This is a genomic window from Catenuloplanes atrovinosus, assembly GCF_031458235.1.
GTDB classification, from domain to species: domain Bacteria; phylum Actinomycetota; class Actinomycetes; order Mycobacteriales; family Micromonosporaceae; genus Catenuloplanes; species Catenuloplanes atrovinosus.
The window spans coordinates 4,881,405-4,897,492 of sequence record NZ_JAVDYB010000001.1; the positions used below are offsets into that span (position 1 = coordinate 4,881,405).

The 16,088-nt window shown below is 73.9% G+C and carries 13 protein-coding genes; 7 read left to right on the top strand and 6 right to left on the bottom strand.

The genetic code is table 11. From position 1 onward, the window contains the following. Positions 1-44: 44 nt before the first annotated feature. Both J2S41_RS21655 and J2S41_RS21660 read left to right on the top strand, forming a co-directional pair. Positions 45-533 carry a hypothetical protein gene (locus J2S41_RS21655; RefSeq protein WP_310369937.1) on the top strand — a complete coding sequence of 163 codons (489 nt, stop codon included), beginning with the start codon at positions 45-47 and terminating at the stop codon, positions 531-533. Positions 534-643: 110 nt separating this feature from the next. Then, positions 644-2,686: a cellulase family glycosylhydrolase gene (locus J2S41_RS21660; protein ID WP_310369939.1), complete on the top strand. Its 2,043-nt coding sequence runs from the start codon at positions 644-646 to the stop codon at positions 2,684-2,686. A gap of 50 nt (positions 2,687-2,736) precedes the next feature. Here the strand turns inward: J2S41_RS21660 and J2S41_RS21665 are convergent, their stop codons facing one another. Further along, positions 2,737-3,975 (bottom strand): hypothetical protein, encoded by a 1,239-nt coding sequence (locus J2S41_RS21665; protein ID WP_310369941.1) that lies wholly within the window; start codon positions 3,973-3,975, stop codon positions 2,737-2,739. Further along, positions 3,972-4,487 (bottom strand): SigE family RNA polymerase sigma factor, encoded by a 516-nt coding sequence (locus J2S41_RS21670; protein WP_310369943.1) that lies wholly within the window; start codon positions 4,485-4,487, stop codon positions 3,972-3,974. Before J2S41_RS21670 ends, J2S41_RS21665 begins: the two co-directional genes overlap by 4 nt. A 253-nt stretch (positions 4,488-4,740) precedes the next feature. Here J2S41_RS21670 and J2S41_RS21675 point away from each other — a divergent pair, with 253 nt between their 5' ends. Beyond that, positions 4,741-6,969 carry a S8 family peptidase gene (locus tag J2S41_RS21675; protein WP_310369944.1) on the top strand — a complete coding sequence of 743 codons (2,229 nt, stop codon included), beginning with the start codon at positions 4,741-4,743 and terminating at the stop codon, positions 6,967-6,969. Here the strand turns inward: J2S41_RS21675 and J2S41_RS21680 are convergent. Beyond that, positions 6,959-7,621 carry a GNAT family N-acetyltransferase gene (locus J2S41_RS21680; RefSeq protein ID WP_310369945.1) on the bottom strand — a complete coding sequence of 221 codons (663 nt, stop codon included), beginning with the start codon at positions 7,619-7,621 and terminating at the stop codon, positions 6,959-6,961. The genes J2S41_RS21675 and J2S41_RS21680 overlap by 11 nt on opposite strands. Next, positions 7,618-8,214 carry a hypothetical protein gene (locus tag J2S41_RS21685; protein WP_310369947.1) on the bottom strand — a complete coding sequence of 199 codons (597 nt, stop codon included), beginning with the start codon at positions 8,212-8,214 and terminating at the stop codon, positions 7,618-7,620. Before J2S41_RS21685 ends, J2S41_RS21680 begins: the two co-directional genes overlap by 4 nt. Positions 8,215-8,233: 19 nt before the next feature. Between J2S41_RS21685 and J2S41_RS21690 the strand changes: the two genes are divergently transcribed. After that, positions 8,234-8,614, top strand: a complete 381-nt coding sequence (locus J2S41_RS21690) for a RidA family protein (protein WP_310369949.1) — start codon at positions 8,234-8,236, stop codon at positions 8,612-8,614. A gap of 1 nt (position 8,615) precedes the next feature. Here J2S41_RS21690 and J2S41_RS21695 read toward each other — a convergent pair whose 3' ends face one another. Together J2S41_RS21695 and J2S41_RS21700 are read right to left on the bottom strand one after the other, a co-directional pair. Next, positions 8,616-13,403 (bottom strand): diguanylate cyclase, encoded by a 4,788-nt coding sequence (locus tag J2S41_RS21695; RefSeq protein WP_310369951.1) that lies wholly within the window; start codon positions 13,401-13,403, stop codon positions 8,616-8,618. A gap of 94 nt (positions 13,404-13,497) precedes the next feature. Then, entirely contained in the window at positions 13,498-14,076 is a 579-nt protein-coding gene (locus J2S41_RS21700) for an NADPH-dependent F420 reductase (protein ID WP_310369953.1), read from the bottom strand. A gap of 86 nt (positions 14,077-14,162) precedes the next feature. Here J2S41_RS21700 and J2S41_RS21705 point away from each other — a divergent pair, with 86 nt between their 5' ends. From J2S41_RS21705 to J2S41_RS21715, 3 genes are all read left to right on the top strand, one after another. Beyond that, complete coding sequence (locus J2S41_RS21705; RefSeq protein ID WP_310369955.1) at positions 14,163-14,651, top strand: MarR family winged helix-turn-helix transcriptional regulator; 489 nt, start codon at positions 14,163-14,165, stop codon at positions 14,649-14,651. Between the two features lie 61 nt (positions 14,652-14,712). Further along, a complete protein-coding gene (locus tag J2S41_RS21710) occupies positions 14,713-15,081 on the top strand; it encodes a group I truncated hemoglobin (protein WP_310369957.1) in 369 nt (122 codons plus the stop codon). Between the two features lie 37 nt (positions 15,082-15,118). Beyond that, positions 15,119-15,742, top strand: coding sequence for a LysE family translocator (locus J2S41_RS21715; RefSeq protein WP_310369958.1), 624 nt, complete (start codon positions 15,119-15,121; stop codon positions 15,740-15,742). Positions 15,743-16,088: the final 346 nt, after the last annotated feature.

A 16,088-nucleotide genomic window follows, 5' to 3' on the forward strand; every position in this document is an offset into this window, starting at 1 on the left:
GGGTTTGCGGAGATCTACCGGGTACGGCGTGAAAGGCTGTCCGCATGTGGGAGACCGCCCGGATGGCCGGGTATTTCGCGGCGCACGCGGTGTGGAGCGTGTCGGACGGGGAGACGCTGGTACCGATGTACGGCTACGAGACGCCGGACGGTCGGCGCGGGCTCGACCGATTCCCCGGCGATCTGCGGGCCGCGGCCACGGCGGTGCGGGCGGCGCTGCGGGACAACCCGCACGGCGCCGTGCACGCGGTGTCGGTGCTGGACGCGTTCATCGACCTGCCGGGCGGGAAGACGGACGCGCTGATCGTGGAGGCGGTCGGCTATCCGCCGGCGGACTTCGCGCTGCGCATGGCGATTCCGTACCGGCCGGAGGACGGCGCGGCGGGGTTCGCGGTGCACCGCCCGAAGTTCCTCGGCGTGACCGGCGCGCCCCAGGAGGAGTACCAGAAGGTGGCGGAGGCGTTCTTCGAGGGCGTCGACGCGCACGAGAAGGCCGGCCCGATCTGGGCCGCTCACCTGGACGAGTCACGCTGACCGGCACGCCGGACCATCAACGTAGCTCGATTGACAAAGTTTGACGAATCAACTTAGCCTCCGCGTGACCGGGTCTTCGCCCACACCCGGAGGACAGGAGTCGCACGACCATGACACTCACGAGCCGGTGGCGAGCCGGCCTCATCGTCAGCGCCGCGGCCGCGCTGCTCGCCGGCGGGGTCGCGGTCGCGACCACCGCGCAGGCGGCGGCCGGGTGCCGGGTGACCTACGCGGTCGGGTCGCAGTGGAACGGCGGGTTCACCGCCGACGTCGGCGTCACCAATCTGGGTGACGCGCTCGACGGCTGGACGCTGACCTGGACGTTCCCGGGGAACCAGACCGTCACCCAGGCGTGGAACGCCACCGTCACGCAGCACGGTGCCGCGGCCACCGCGCGCGACGTCGGCTACAACGCGAGCCTCGGCACGAACTCCACCGTGTCGTTCGGCTTCAACGGCTCATGGAGCGGCTCCAACACCGGCCCGGCCTCGTTCGCGCTGAACGGCACCACGTGCACCGGCGCGGTCGCCCCGACCACCGGCGGCCCGGCGAGCCCCACCCCGACCGCCACGCCGCGGCCGGCCGGCAACGCCATGGAGGCGGTCGCGGCCATGCAGCCCGGGTGGAACCTGGGCAACTCCTTCGACGCGGTCGGCGCGGACGAGACCGCGTGGGGCAACCCGCGCGTCACCGAGGAACTGCTGGACAACGTGCGCGCACAGGGGTTCAACAGCATCCGGATCCCGGTCACCTGGAGCAACCACCACGGGCCGGCGCCGGACTACCCGATCGACCCGGCCTGGCTGGCCCGCGTTCAGGAGGTCGTCGGCTGGGCCCTGGACGACGGCTTCTACGTGATGATCAACATCCATCACGACTCGTGGCAGTGGATCAACACGATGCCCACCGACCGGGCTAACGTGACCGCGCGCTACACCGCGCTCTGGACGCAGCTCGCGGCCGCGTTCCGGGACGCTCCGGCGAGGCTCACGCTGGAGAGCGTGAACGAGCCGCAGTTCACCGGCTCCTCCGGTGACGCGCAGAACGCGGAGCTGCTCAACGAGCTGAACACGACGTTCCACCGGATCGTGCGCGCGTCCGGCGGCGGCAACGCCACCCGGCTGCTGGTGCTGCCCACCCTGCACACCTCCGCGGAGCAGGCCCGGATCGACGAGCTGACCGCCACGTTCACCGCACTCGACGACCCGAACCTGATCGCCACCGTGCACTTCTACGGGTACTGGCCGTTCAGCGTGAACGTGGCCGGCGGCACCCGGTTCGACGCGACCACGCAGCAGGACCTGATCGACCAGTTCGACCGGGTCCACAACGCGTTCGTGGCGAAGGGCATCCCGGTGATCATCGGGGAGTACGGACTGCTCGGCTTCGACCGGCACACCGGCACCATCCAGCAGGGCGAGAAGCTCAAGTTCTTCGAGTTCCTCGGCTACTACGCCAGGTTGCGAAAGATCACCACGATGCTCTGGGACAACGGCCAGCACTTCGGCCGGACCAGCTTCCAGTGGTCCGACCCGGAGCTGTTCGCGCAGATCAGGTCCAGCTGGACGACCCGGTCCGGCACCGCGTCCAGCGACCAGATCTACGTGCCCCGGACCGGCGCGATCACCGCGAAGTCGCTGACGCTGAACCTGAACGGCACCACGTTCCAGGGGCTGAACGGCGCTGATTACACGCTCAACGGCAACACGCTGACGCTCAGCGCCGAGACCGTCACCCGGCTGGTCGGCGACCGCGCCTACGGCGTCAACTCGACGCTCCAGGCCCGCTTCTCCACCGGCGTGCCGTGGCGGATCGACGTCATCACGTACGACCCGCCGCTGCTGTCCGCCGCGACCGGCACCACCGAGACGTTCGCGGTGCCGACGCAGTTCCGCGGCGACCAGCTGGCGACGATGGAGGCGAAGTACGCGGACGGGTCGTTCGCCGGCCCGCACAACTGGACGTCGTTCAAGGAGTTCGACGTCGCCTTCGCGCCGGACTACCCGGGCAACCGGATCGTGCTCAAGCCCGCGTTCTTCGCGGAGGTCAACGAGGGTGCACGGGTGACGCTCACGTTCCACTTCTGGAGCGGCACCACGGTCACGTACCACGTGACCAGGTCGGGCACGTCCGTGACCGGCACGCTGTCGTGACGGCGGGGGTGCGGCGGCGGAGAACCTCTCGCCGCCGCACCTCCCTCCGGTCAGGCGCAGGTGGAACGGAACGGGGTTCCGGTGGCCTCCGGCGGCATCACGTACCCGGTCACCACGCGGTTCTCGGAGAGGCCGATGAGCTCGTAGAGCGTGCCCTCCGCCGCATCCGGGTCCAGCACCCGGACCTCGCCGCCGACCAGCAGGACCGCGTGGTGGCCGCGCGAGAACACGATCGGCGCGGACACCGCCGTGCCGGCCACCGTGCCGTCCGTGGCGACGTCCGACGGCCAGATGATCTGCGCGGGCAGCCGCTCGATCTTCTTCGTCGGCACGTGGTAGCGGAACGCGGACCCGTCCGAGACCAGGCCGACCACCCAGTCGCCGCGCATCGCGGTCGGGCGCACCCACTCCGCGCCCTCGGGGAGCGGCAGGAACGCCGGATCGGCGTCCGCGGACGGCCAGATCACGCCGGTGCCGACCGCACCGTCCAGGGTGATCTCGGTGGTCTCGCCGCGGCCGATCGTGCCGAGCACGCTCTTACCGTCGTCGCCGAGCGCCACCACCTCGCCGGACCGGTAGCCCTCCGGCAGCGCCAGCTGGGTCGGCTCGGCCGCGGGCGTGGCCCAGACCACCGGCCGCTCGCCGGCCTTGCCACCGATCGCGGTGCCGGTCTCCGCGACCGCCACGGCCTGCGCCTGCTCGCCCTTGAGCGGCGTCGGCGTGTTGTCCACGTACGCGTAGGCCCGCGAGGTCTGCGAGGGCGCGTAGGCCCAGGCGACGAACGTGCCCGACGAGTTGATGTCGGTCACGATCAGCACGCTGCCGTCCCCGTCGACGCCGGGGGCCGGCGGCACCTGGCCGACCTCGGCGCCGTTGTCGAGCAGGTAGGACGTGCCGTACTTGCCTTCGCTGACCACGGTCCACCGGCCGGTGCGGTCGACCGCCATCGGCGTACCGGCACGCGCCGCGAACTCGGTGACGGCGCAGGCCGCCCCCTCCGGTGCCGGCTCGCCCACGCCCACCGGGACCGGCGGTGGCACCGGCGCGGACGACCCCGCCGCCACCGGCGTGCCGGCCGAGCCGCCGCCGGGCAGCGAGGCGAGGCCGACGCCGGCCGTCACGGCCAGCACCGCGGCGAACGTCGCGCCGCCCGCCACCGTCCGGGTGCGGCGCCGCCGCGTACCGACGCGCATGGTCTCGTCCACGTCGATCCTCGGGTCGGTCGGCGGGTCCTCCGCCAGTGGCGCGAGCATCCGCCGGGCCTCCGCTTCCTCGTTGTCGTTCTTCATCGGGATACCTCCAGGGTCAGGCTCGGCATCCGCTCGCCGAGAATCCTGCGCATGGCGGTCAGGGCGTGCTTGGTCTGGGACTTGACGGTGCCCTCGGACACGCCGAGGACCTGTGCCGTGTCGGCCACGCTCTGATCGCAGAGGAACCGCAGCACCAGCACGGCCTGCTGGTTCGGGGTGATCCGGGCCAGCGCGGCCCGCAGCACCTGCCGCTCCTCCACGTTCACGGCGCCCGACTGCTGCTCGGGGGCGGCCTCGCCGAACAGGCGCACCTTCCACCACCCCCGGCGGCGCTCGTTGAGGAATGTGCGCACGAGGATCCGGTGCACGTACCCGTCGACGTTGTCCGCCTGCGACACCCGGTGCCATCGCGAGTACACGGTGGTCAGCGTCTCCTGCACCAGGTCGTCCGCCTGGTGCGTGTCGCCGCTGAGCAGGTACGCCCATCGGCGCAGCGTCACCATCCGCCCGTGCACGTACGCGAGGTAATCGGCGTCCGTACCGTCGCTCATGTCCGCTCCTGTCGACATGTCACGAACCAGAGACACGAGCGGCCCGCATCCGGTTGTAGAAGAACCCGGAAAATCATCATGCGGTACGCGACACACCTTCCCGATCCCGGGAGGACGCGCACGCCGTGCCGGTGCACGAGCGGAAAGTAGCGAACCGGGATCAGGTTCCCAGCGAAGCGTGTAGATCTCATCACTGCCTATATCGACGCATCCTCCCTAGCATGGCCATGCTGCCTAGACAGGGAGGAATTCCTTGATATCGGTACGAAGAGGCCGCGCGCTCGCCGCCGCGGTGGTCACGCTGATGGCCGTCGGCACGGGTGCGCCCGCGACGGCGGCGGAACCCGAGGGCAGGGTGCTCAACGCCGACGGCCCGAACGCCATCGCCGGCTCCTACATCGTCGTCCTCAAGGACGCCGCCGTGACCGCGGAGGCGGTGCCCGGCACGGCCGGCGCGCTGGCCGGACGGCACGGCGGCGCGGTCGTCCGCACGTACCGGCACGCGGTGCGCGGCTTCGAGGCCACGCTCACCGAGCGCGCGGCGCGCCGGCTGGCCGCCGACCCCGCGGTCGCGTCCGTGACCCAGAACGCCACGGTGACCGGCTCGGACGTGCAGTCCCCCACGCCGTCCTGGGGCCTGGACCGGATCGACCAGCGCGCGCTCCCCTTCGACGACAGCTTCACCTACCCGGGGAACGCGCCCAGGGTGACCGCGTACGTCATCGACGGCGGCATCAACCTCACGCACGCGGAGTTCACCGGCCGGGTCCGGTCCGGCTGGGACTTCGTGGACAACGACGCGGACGCCACCGACTGCCGCGGGCACGGCACGCACGTGGCCGGCACGGTCGGCGGCACCACGTACGGCGTGGCCAAGAACGTCGAGCTGGTCGCCGTGCGCGTGCTCAACTGCGAGGGCAGCGGCACGATCGCCTCCACCATCGCGGGCATCGACTGGGTCACCGCGGACCACGAGGCCGGCACCCCGGCCGTGGCGAACATGAGCCTGAACGCCGCCCGGGTGTTCCCCGCCGAGGACGAGGCGGTACGCCGGTCCATCGCGGACGGCGTCACCTACGTGGTCTCGGCCGGCAACGACAACGGCGGCAACGCCTGCGACCACACGCCCGCGGGCGTGCGTGAGGCGATCGTGGTGGGCGCCACCGGGCCGGACGACGCCCGCGCGCCGTTCTCCAACGTCGGCTCCTGCGTGGACCTGTTCGCGCCCGGCGTGGACATCCTCTCCGCGAACATCGGCGGCGACACCGCGACCCGCCTGTGGAGCGGCACCTCGATGGCCGCGCCGCACGTCGCCGGCGCGGCCGCGCTGGTCCTGGCCGACCACCCCACGTTCACTCCGGCCGAGGTCGCGGACGAACTGCTCCGGGAGGCGACCCGGGACGTGGTCGGCGCCCCCGGCACCGGCTCACCGAACGCGCTGCTCCACGTGGACTCCACCGCGCCCGCGAACGACTTCTCGCTCGAGGTCACGCCCGCGACCGGCACCGTCACCGCCGGCGGCAGCGTCACGGCCACGGTCGCCGGCACCGTCACGCGCGGCGCGGCGCAGCAGGTCACGCTGGCGGCACGCGGGCTGCCGGCCGGCGCCACCGCGACGTTCGCACCCGCGACGATCGGTTCCGGCGGCACCACCGAGCTGACCGTCGCCACCACCGCGAAGACCGCGCCGGGCAGGTACGACGTGCTGGTCGTGGGCGCCGGCCCGAGCGCGACCCGGCCGGCCTGGTTCACGCTCACCGTCGCCGGGGCCGCCGGCTGCGTCGGCGCGAACGAGAGCAACCTCTCGCTGGAGAGCGACCACCCGGTCGAGGTGCCGATCACGATCACCGGGTGCGCCGGGAACGCGGCCGCGAACAGCACGGTCGAGGTGCACCTCGACCACACCTACGTCGCCGACCTCGAGGTGAAGCTGATCGCGCCCAGCGGCAACGAGTACAACCTGGTCAACCGCACCGGCGACGGCGCGGACGACCTCGACTACACGTTCACCCACGACCTGTCCGCGGAGCCGGCGGACGGCGTGTGGAAGCTGTGGGTGTTCGACAACGCCCCGAGTGGCTCCGGCGTGACCGACTCCTGGGCGCTGCACCTGGGCGGCGAGCAGCTGCCGGCGCCGGTCTGCGGCGGCGTCTCCGCCGCGGACCACCCGTTCCTGGACATGGAGACGGTGGAGGACCCGATCACGGTCGACGGCTGTGACCGGGCCGCGTCGGCGCACAGCTACGTCGAGGTCCGCATCCTGCACCCGCAGGAGCGCGACCTGGCCGTCTACCTGGTCGCGCCGGACGGCGAGCGGATCGGCCTCCAGGTCAACCACGCCCACTTCACGCCGAACTCCATCCGCACCTTCATCGCCGACCTCTCCGGCAAGCCGGCGAACGGCGTGTGGCGGCTGCAGGTGGCCGACGGCATCTGGGGCAGCGAGCCGGGCCTGCTGGACGGCTGGAAACTCACGCTCTAGCGTCGGCGTGCGAGGCGAACCACTCGGCGGCGAGCATCGCGAAGTCCAGCTCGGTGGTCCACTCGCCCTTGAAGAACTCGTTCTCGACCAGGCGCGCCTCCTGACGCATGCCCAGGCGGCGCGCCAGCCGGGCCGAGGCGACGTTGCGTTCGTCGATCCGCGCGATGATCCGGCGCAGGCCGAGCTCCTCGAAGCCGAGCCGGAGCATCGCGCGGGCGGCCTCGGTCGCGTACCCGTGGCCGCCGTAGGCCGGGTTGAGAATCCAGCCCACCTCGCCGCCCGCGTGCAGCCGGCTGTGATAGAAGAGGATCACGTCGCCGATCAGCTCGCCGGTCGCGGCCAACTCCACGCCGAGCGTGAGGTTCTGGCCCTCCCCGGTCAGCGCGTGGTTGGCGAACACGCCCTTGATCCGGGTCTGGATGTCGTCCCGGTTCTGCGGATTGAACGGCACGTACCGGCAGAGGTCGGGAATGCTGCGGTAGGCGACGAGCGCGTCCGTGTCCGCCAGGGTGAGCGGCCGCAGCAGCAACCGCTCGGTGCGGACGGGGTAACTGGGGTGCAGTTCACTGGGCATCGCCTGCGATCCTGCCAGCCCGCCGCCGTGGACGGCCAGCAGGCCGGCTCCCGCGACCGCGGCGCAGCCGGCGATCACCGGGTCCGGACCGTGGTGGTGACGCGGACCAGCGCCGGCCGCGGCGGCACCGAGCCGAAACCGAACCGGACCGGGGGCGTCACGTCCGCGAGCGGGCCGAGATCCGTGCCGTCCCAGGCGGCGCGGAGCTCGGCGACCGGCCGCAGGTCCCGCGCGCCGTACCACTCGCGCCGCCCGTTCCCGGCCGACCCGCGGGTACGCACGCCCGGCAGCAGCAGCCGGGCCGGGTGGTCGATCAGCGTGATCCAGGCGGGCGCGCGGGCCAGCGGCGGCGGCACGGCCCGCAGCAGCGCGCCGAGCGGGCCGCGCCGGCCGGGCCGGAAGCGCGCCACCAGCGGCCCGGCCGCGATCCGCCACCACTCCCCCGCGCTCACCTCGACCGGGCCGATCCGCACCTCGTCGAACCGGTAGGTCGCGGCCACGAACGCCGCCACGTCGTCGCCGGGCGCGAGCAGCAGGCGGTGCCCGTCCGGGCGCTCCACCATCACGTCGGAGAACGCGCCGAGCGGCGAGCGCGGCCAGTGCCCGAGCACGATCCGGGTCCCGGACCGGGTGCCCAGCCCGGCGATCCATCCGTCGAATCTCCACCGCATGTGCCGTACCCTTCCCCCGATGGCGCAGCGACGCACGGTTTCCAGCGGATCCATGTTCGAGGAGCGGATCGGGTACGCCCGCGCCGTGGTCCACGGCGATCACGTGTACGTCTCCGGGACCACCGGCTTCGACTACGCCACCATGACCATCTCGGACGACGTGGTGGAGCAGGCCGAGCAGTGCCTGCGCACCATCGGCGCGGCGCTCGCGGAGGCCGGCTGCACGTTCGCCGACGTGGTCCGGGTCCGCTACCTGCTGCCGGACCGCGCCGACTTCGAGCCCTGCTGGCCGGTGCTGCGGCGGTACTTCGGCGACGTCCGGCCGGCCGCCACCATGCTGGTCTGCGGCCTCGCCGACCCGCGCATGCGGATCGAGATCGAGGTCGACGCGCGCCGCTGAGTCAGCCGTGCGCCACGACACGGTTGCGGCCGTCCCGCTTCGCGGCGTAGAGCGCCTCGTCGGCCAGCTTGATCAGCGACTCGTGCCGGCCGACCCGGTCCGGGACGGCCGCGGCCACGCCCACGCTGACCGTGACCACGCCGTGCTCGGACAGCTCGTGCTCGTGCGCCAGCGCCGCGACCGCCGCGCGCATCCGCTCCGCCACCACGACCGCGGTCTCCCGGTCCGCGCCCGGCAGCACCGCCACGAACTCCTCGCCGCCGAACCGCGCCACCGTGTCCGTGTCCCGGACCGCGCGGACCAGCGTGCGCGCCACCTGGCGCAGGCACTCGTCGCCGGCCTGGTGCCCGTAGAAGTCGTTGAGCAGCTTGAAGCGGTCGATGTCGATCAGCGCGACGGCCAGCGGCATCCCGGGGCGCACCGACCGGCGCCAGGCCTCCTCCAGCACCTCGGTGAGCCGGCGCCGGTTCGCCAGCCCGGTCAGCGGATCGGTCACGGCCAGCATCTCGAGCTGCTCGTTCGCCGCGCGCAGCGCCTCGGTGCGCTCCGCCACCTTGCGTTCCAGGCTGGCGTAGAGCAGCGCGTTGTCCAGCGAGACGGAGAGCTGGCCGGCGATGAGCTGCACCGCGTCGATGCCGTTGACCGCGAACGCGTTGCGCCCGTGCCGGCTCTCCAGCACCAGCATGCCGCGCGGCTCGCCGCGGCTCAGGATCGGCACGATCAACATCGAGCATCCGGGTAGCGACCGCAGGTACGCGTCGCCGCGGAACCGGTCGTCGTCCGAGGTGTCGCCGATCAGCAGCGGCACGCCGGTGCGCTGCGCGTACCGGATCGCGGTCACCGGCAGCCGGCCCGCCGCCTCCGCCAACGGCACCACGTCCTCGTCCGCGTCGAGCAGGAACCAGCCGCCGGACTCCACGTCGCGCAGCACCAGCCGCACGCCGGTCGCGCCGGTCAGCGCGGTCAGCACCTCCGCCACGCGCTCCTGGAGGCGCCCGACGCGGGTGGTGGAGCTGAGCGCCTGCGACGCGCGCAGCACGGCCAGCAGGTCGACCGCGTCCGACGTGATCACGGTGCTGCCGCCGGGGGTGCGGCGGCCGGCGTCGCGCAGGAACGGGTACGCCGCGGCCAGTCGCGCGCAGACGCCGGTCGCGCCCCACTCGCCGTACCGGTGGAAGGCGTCGGTGATCAGCCGCTCGCCGGCGTGCCGCAGTCCCTCGCCCAGGTGGTACCGCCCGGCCCGCTCCGCGATCAGCGCGCGGTGCCAGGGACGGCGGCTCCCGGCCAGGTGCAGCGCCTCGTCGTAGAACCGGATCGCGCTGTCGAAGTCGGCGTCCACGGCCGCCCGCTCCGCCTCGATCAGCAGGTGCAGGTGGGCCAGGTTCGCCGGGCCCTGGGCGGCGCGCGCGGCCAGCCAGAACCGGTGGCGGTCCAGCTCGGCCAGCAGCTGCGGGCGGCGCGGCTCGCCGGGCCGCCGCAGCCGCCCGGTGAGCGCCAGGCAGCGCAGCAGGCAGCCGAGCTGGCTGAGCGGCGTCGCCACGCCGACCGTCATCGCGTCCTCGACCGAGGTGGCGCGCTCCAGCGCGTCGTCGTCGCCGAGGATCGCCGCCACCAGCGCCTCCGCGAAGAGCAGGTGGGCGGCCGCGATCGGCACGTGGCGCACCCGGGCCAGGTGGCCGGCCGCGGAGAACTCCCCGTCGTCCAGCGAGCCGGTGTTGCGCAGCGCGTGCACCAGTTGCCGCCAGCAGATCAGCCCGCCGGCGATCAGGTCGTTGCCGGTCCGGGCGGCCAGCGCGAGCCCGTGGTCCACCTCGGTGGCCAGCTCGTCCAGCGTGGCGCCGCAGTCCATCAGCATCGAGGCGCTCACCCAGTACGTGATGCCGGCCAGCACCTGGTCCCCGGCGCGCAGCAGCCCCTCGCGGGCGCGGCGGAGCTGGCGCAGCGCCTCCTCCAGCGGCTCGAACCACGGCAGCGCGGAGGTCGCGCACAGGTACCGGGCCTGCGAGGTGGCCGGTTCGTACCCGTGCGCCTCGCTCTCCGCCAGCACCTCCAGCGCGGCCAGGTATCCGGTGCGGTAGTCGTCGCGGGCCAGCACGGTGAGGAACATGACGTGCCCGACCGGGCCGATCAGCTCCCGGCACGGCCCGCCGCGCACGCGCAGCCGCACCGCCTCGGAGACCAGCCACGGTACGACCGCGGGCCGCGCCAGGTACGCGGACAGCAACATCTGGTTGATCAGCAGGCCGGCCGCCGCGGTCCCCGGGTCCGTGTTCTCCGGCAGCCCGTCCGGCGTCGACGCCCACGCGGACACCAGATCGACGCCGGTGTGCACGGCCTCCGCCAGGTCCGGCCCGTCCGGGACCGGGTGGCCGAGCGCGGCCAGCACGGCGAGCCCGAGGTCGCACGCCTCCGCCGCGCGTCCGCGCCGGGTCAGGCTGCCGGCCTGCAGCGTGGCGGCCGGTGCGAGCCGCAGCGGCGGGGCCGCGGCCCGGACCGCCTGGTAGACCGCGTCCGCCTCGTCCAGCCGGGCGAGGCCGATCAGCGCGGCGTGCCGCTCCACGTCGATCGCCAGCCGCAGCCCGTCGTCGTCCGGCCCGTCGCCGCGGACCAGCCCGGCCGCGGCGGCGAGCAGCTTCTCGGTGGCCGCGTAGTTGGAGACCAGGCGCGCGTGCCCGGCCGCGGCGACCAGCAGCCCGACCGCGCGCCGCCGCTCGGCCGGGTCGGTGACGTCCGCGGCCACCAGTTGGTACTGCTCCGCCGCCAGCCCGTCGCATCCGGGCTCCGCGGCCAGCCGGCGGGCCAGCCGCAGGTGCCGGGCGCGCCGGTCGGCCGCGTCCCGGCCGGTGTACGCGGCCTGCCGCACCCGGTCGTGCCGGAACCGCACGCCGCCGTCCGGCGCCGCGACCAGCAGCCCGTCCTCCAGCGCCGGGCCGAGCGCGCGCTCCGGGTCGCCGTCCGCGAGCACGGCCAGCACGCCGCCGGAGAGGTGACCGCCGAGGCAGGACAGGTCCGCGACCAGCTCGGCCGTGTCCTCGGGCAGCGCCGCGATCCGCGCGCCGAGCAGGCTCAGCACGTCGCCGTCGCCGATGTGCCGGCGCAGCGCCTCCGGGTCCCACCGCCATCCGCCCGGCCCGGGGGTCAGCACGCCCTCCCGGCGCAGCGCGTTGACCAGCACGACCGTGTCGAACGGGTTGCCGCCGGTGCGCGCGTGCACGGCGGCGGCCAGCCCGGCGCCGTCGTGCGCGGGCAGCCGCAGCAGCTCGGCCAGCAGCGCGCCGGTGTCCGCGTCGCCGAGGTTGGACAGCTCCAGCCGTACCGGTGGGTCGGGCATGTCCCGCCAGCGGTGAAGCAGTGCGGTGAGCGGATGGGCCGCGTCCAGGTCCGCGTCCCGGTACGTGCCGACCAGCAGCAGCCCGGTCAGCTCCTCGGCGCCCAGCACCTCGTCGATCAGGCTCAGCGGCGCCGGGCCGGACCACTGCATGCCGTCCAGCACCAGCACCACCGGCCGGTCCGGGCGCGCCACGGCCTGCAGCAGCTTGAGGCCGGCGCGGGCCAGCCGGGCGGTGGCGGTGCGCGGGTCCACGGCGCTGCCACCGGCCGGGATGCCGAGCACGGCCTGGAACTCGGGCACGATCGCGACCAGCAGCCCGGCCTCGATGCCGAGCGCGTCCCGCAGCCGCCAGCGCGCCTCGATCAGCTCCTCCTCCGGCTCGGCGAGCAGCAGCCGGGCGATCGCGGCGACCGCGAGCCGCACCGGGCTGACGTCCGCGCCGCGCCGCAACGCGTCGAAGGCCGCGGAGACGAACCAGCCGCCCGCGCCGGTGACCGTGGGCCGGAGCTGGTCGATCAGGCTGCTCTTGCCGACGCCGGGCGACCCCGAGACCAGGACGCAGCGGGTACGGCCGGCGACCGCGTCCCGGAACGCCCCGCGCAGCGTCTCCAGTTCCTCGTCCCGGCCGACCAGCCGCCCCGGGGGCACCAGCCGCGCCGGGAAGTCGTGCCCCCCGGGCGGGAACACCGCGCCGGGTTCCGCGGCCATCCGGCGCAGGTCGTGCAGCAGCCCCTCGGCGCTCTGGTAGCGGCGGCCCGGTTCCTTCTCCAGCAGGCGCGCGACGATCGCGGCGAACTGCGGGCCGGCGTCCTCCGGCGGCGCGGGCACGGTGGCGAGGTGGTGGCGGATCAGGTCGAGCGGGTCCCCGTCCCGGCCGAACGGCGGTGCGCCGGTGGCCAGCTCGTAGAGCGTGGCGCCGAGCGCGTACAGGTCCGCGCGCTGGTCGACCGGCCAGCCGGTGCGCCCGGTCTGCTCCGGTGCCAGGTACGGCAGCGTGCCGGTGATCTCCGAGTGGTGGGTGAAGCCCGGCCGCTCCTCCGCGAACGTGGTGGCCAGGTCGAAGTCGATCAGGATCGGCCGCCGCGGCGTACCCTCGGCCAGGATGTTCGCCGGGTTGATGTCCTTGTGCACCACGCCGCGCGCGTGCACGTCCGCGACCACCTCGGCCAGCTCGGTGGCGAAGCGGACCAGTTCCTCCGCGGGCATCGGCCGGCCGGCGCAGCTCTCCGCGAGCGTGGGCGCGTCGTAGCCGGCGATCGCCACCTGGTCGTCGCGCACGTCCACCGGCGCGGCCTGCTGCACGCGCGGCAGCCCGGCCAGCCGGTGCAGGATCGCGCGCTCGTGCCCGGCCCGGCGCGCGGCCTGCGGGCCGCGCGGCGTCTTGATCAGCACGCCCGGCTCGCCGGCGACCCGGACGATGCTCGTGCGCTCGCTGTCGTAGACGACGCCGTCCCTCATCGACGTCCCGATCGGCGGGCTCGCCCGGTTTGTGAGGTCTTTGCCGGAACGGCCGGTGCCCGTACCCGCCCGGGAGCGGGCACCGGCGCACGGCTCAGTTGACGACGGCGAACCCGCCGGTCCAGGTGATCTTCTCGCCGGCCGCGAGCGTGATCTGGAGGAGGGCGAGCGCCTCCAGCTCGCGGGCGCGCTTGAGGCCGCCGGCGTCGACCGCCTTCAGACCGCCGCCCTGGACGAGCGCGGCGACCGCGGCCTTGGCGTCCGCGTCATCGCCCGCGATCAGGACCGTGGTCGGGGCGGCGCCGCCGACCGAGCCGGACGCCAGCGTGCCGCCGAAGGTGGTGTTGAAGGCCTTGACCACGCGGGACTCCGGCAGTGCGGCCGCGATCTCGGCGGCGGCGGACCCGTCGGCCGGGACGACCAGGCCGTCGAAGGTCGCGAAATCGATCGGGTTGGTCAGGTCGACCACGACCTTGCCGGCCAGCTCCGCGCGGCGGGCCGCGACGACGCCGGCGACGGCCGCGTACGGCACGGCCAGCACCACGATGTCGCCGGTGACCGGCTTGCCCGCGTCCGCGCTGTTGAACAGCTCGACCGAGTTGCCGCCCTTGGCCGCGAGGCCGGAGACGGCCTGGCCCATGTTGCCGCTGCCGATGATGCTGACGTGCGCCATGACGCTCTCCCTCGTGCTCTTGGTTGTTGCTACAACCATTGCACGCACAGGTTGTCGCTACAACCATCTGTGGCACAATTGTGAACGTGGACACGCAATGGCTCACCCGCCAGCAGCTGGCGGCCTGGGTACGGCTGATCGCCGTGGTCGAGCTGCTGCCCGGCGTGCTGGACTCCCAGCTGCGCCGGGACTCGCAGCTCACCCACTTCGACTACTACGTGCTCGCGATGCTCTCCGAGGCGCCCGACCGGAAGATGCGGATGACCGAGCTGGCCGAGCACACCACCGCCACGCTCGCCCGGCTGTCCCACGTCGTACAGCGCCTGGAGGCACGCGGCCTGGTCGAACGCCGGCCCTGCCCGGGCGACAAGCGCGCCACCAACGCGCACCTCACCGAGGCGGGCTGGGCCAAGGTCCAGGAGGCGGCGCCGGGCCATGTCAACACGGTGCGCCATCACGTGATCGACGCGCTCACGCCGGCCCAGATCACCCAGCTGCACGAGATCACCGAGGCGATCCTGAACCGTCTCGACCCGGACGGGCGCGGCACCACGCTCCACCACCGGTACGACTGACGGACGCGGACCCGACAGCGCGCTTGCCCCGGCGCCGGGCGCGGATGGAGCATCGACAGACATGACGCTGTACGAGTCCATCGGGGGTGAGCCCGCGGTCCGGGCCGCCGTGGCGGAGTTCTATCGGCGGGTCGTCGCCGACCCGGAGTTGGCCGGCTACTTCGCCGGCGTGGACCTCGCCCGGCTCAAGGCGCACCAGCGCGCGTTCCTGGCCACGGCGGTCGGCGGGCCGGGTGCCTACCACGGACGGTCCATGACGGACGCGCACGCGGGCCTGGGCATCACCGGCGCGGCGTTCGACGCCGTGGTCGCCCATCTGGCGGCCGCGCTGACCACGCTCGGCGTGCCCGAGCCGGAGATCGCCCGCATCGCGGCCACGCTGGCTCCGCTGCGGGCGGACATAGTCGAGGACCGGATGAGCAACGGGTGACCTGGCGGTCGGGCAGGTCGCGGCGCACGCTGGGACAATGATCGACTGGGCCGGATTCATCCCCGCCGCGCTGCTCGTCTCGCTCATCCCCGGCGCGAACCAGCTGCTCGGCCTCGGCAACGCCGTACGGCACGGCTCGCTGCGCGCGCTGGCCGGCATCGGCGGCCGGCTGGCCGCGTTCGTGGTGCTGATCGGCCTGGTGGTGGCCGGCCTCGGCGCGGTGCTGGCCGCGTCCGCCACCGCACTCGAAGTGATCAAGTGGGTGGGCGTGGTCTACCTGGCCTGGCTCGGCGTGACCAGCCTGCGCGGCGCACTGCGCGCCGAGGCGCAGCACACCCGGTCCACCACCCGGCACGGCGTCGCACCGATCGTCACGCACGAGTTCGTGGTCGCGATCAGCAACCCGAAGGCGCTGCTCCTCTTCGCCGCGCTGCTCCCCCAGTTCACCGACACCACCACCCCCGGCGCCGACCTGCGGCTCGCCCTGCTCGGCGCCGCCTACCTCGCCATCGAACTCCTGGTCGGCCTCCTCTACATCGCGGTCGGCCGCCGCATCGGCGCCAGCGGCATCCCCGCCCGCACCCAGCGCCGCGTCGCCGTCGGCACCGGCATCACCTTCCTCGGCATGGCCGGCCTCCTCGCCGCCGACGACCTCACCTGACCCCCCGCCACCCGCCCCGCCCGCCCCGCCGGCCCCGCCCCGCCCGCGCCGCCCGCCCCGCCCCTCCGCGTCGATCTAGGGCGGATTCCCGCGGTCCGATCTCCAATCACGTGAATCCCCCCTAGATCGACGCGGAGGGGGGCGGCAGGGCGGGCGGGGCGGGCGGGTCCGGCGGGGCGGGCGGGCTGGGACGCGTGGGGCGCTGGGGAAGGCGCACGGCGGGAGCCGCGGTGTCAGTGACCACACGGATGCCGGCTCCGACCGGCGGACCGGAGCGGAGCGCCAGCGGAGTCGGAGGGGAGCCGGAGGTTTGCCCGCGGGAGCATGCGGGCCGGACCCGGCCGGG